Source organism: Komagataeibacter kakiaceti JCM 25156 (assembly GCF_000613305.1).
In genome coordinates, this window is sequence record NZ_BAIO01000545.1 from 1 (window position 1) to 1,455 (window position 1,455).

Annotated in this window: 1 protein-coding gene; it reads right to left on the reverse strand. The window is 67.4% G+C overall.

All coding sequences use genetic code 11. From position 1 onward, the window contains the following. The coding region (locus JCM25156_RS25515; protein ID WP_242402716.1) for a DUF4175 family protein at positions 1-1,355 on the reverse strand (1,355 nt) is incomplete at its 3' end. Between the last annotated feature and the right edge of the window lie 100 nt (positions 1,356-1,455).

The following is a 1,455-nucleotide window of genomic DNA, read 5'->3' on the forward strand; positions in this document are numbered from 1 at the left end:
GGCGGCGTGATGCCCAACTGGCGCAGCAGGTCCGCCGTGGACAGGGTGGACAGGTCGGATCCGTCCTCATCCATGTCCGTCTGCTGTTTCGCGGCTTCGCGTTCGCGCTCGCGCCGCTCCTGGTCCAGACGCGACTGGGCATGGTCGAGCAGTTGCGACTGGCGGGCCGTCAGGTCACGCAGCGCGTGGCGCAGTTCCCTGGCGCGCTGGCGGGCCTGCATCTGCTGGGCAAGCTGCACCATGTCCTGCGGGGTCGCGTTGCGCATGCTGTCGGCCATGTCCTCCATCTGCTGGAGTTTCTGCATGGCGTCGGCATTGCGGCCCCCGGCGGCGTCATCTTGCAACTGCTGCATCATGCGGCCCAGATTCTGCTCCCCGCGCGCGGTCATTTCCGGAATGGCGGGCATGGCGGAATGTTCGCGCATGGCCTGCTGGGCAAGGGCCTGCATCTTGCGTGAAATCGCATCCTTCAGCGCCTGCATGCGGTGCTGGAGTTCGGCCTGCTGGTCGGGGCCCTGTCCCGCCGCTCCCATCTGGCGCATGTGTTCAAGCTGCTGCCGTACGGCTTCCTGCGCGGCCTGCACGCCAAAATCGGCCTGTTCGTTATTGATGTCGTGGCGGTTATGCTCGATGTCGAGCGCCAGGTACCAGAGCCGCCCCGTGGCCTGGGTTATGGCGTAGTCATCGGGCACATCCTCGCTGTCCAGCATCGCCGCCGTGCTGGTAAGGGCCAGAAGCAGCCCGACCTGATGGGTCAGCAAGGTATCGGCCTGACCCAGCGCCAGCAGTTCGCGCATGCCCTGCGTGCGGTTCTCCCGCCGCAGGGCGATGCGCTTGCGGATATCAAGGATCGCCTTGGCCAGCGGGTTGCTGAAGTTCCGCGCGCCGATACGCAACCGGACCGGGGCGGATGTGGCGGTGACGCCGCTGCTGCTCGTGGCGACGAGGCGCGCGGTAACATCCTCCCCCGCCCATGGGTTTTCGGACAGGTCGGGGGTGGCCACATCATCCGCCACGCGGGGGTGGCCGTTCAGCGGGATCGGGACATCAAGCCGGTCACGCGGGCTGTCCGGCATGATCAGTTCCGCATGCATGCCCGCGATGCCATAGGGCTGTGAGACATGATAGGGCAGGCGGGTGCGCCATTCGCCATCATGACTGCCGGGGTTCTTGCCCCATGCGATTTCCGGGGCGGGGTTGGGGGTGACCTTCAGGTTCCATCGCGCCAGCACGCGCCCCCGGCCGCGCAGGGTCAGCGTGCCGCTGGCCAGCAGGGTTGTCTGCGCGTTCCAGCTTGCATTGCCCAGCGATCGGAAATCATGCGGTCCCAGCGCGGGGTGCTGCGTGGCGCGCATGCGCAGGGCGGGATGGCCGTTCAGCCCGTTCAGGGTGACGGTCAGTTGCGCGCCGCGGGGATGGTGGCGTCGGTATGCGCGGCGTCAAGGAAGACCGGCG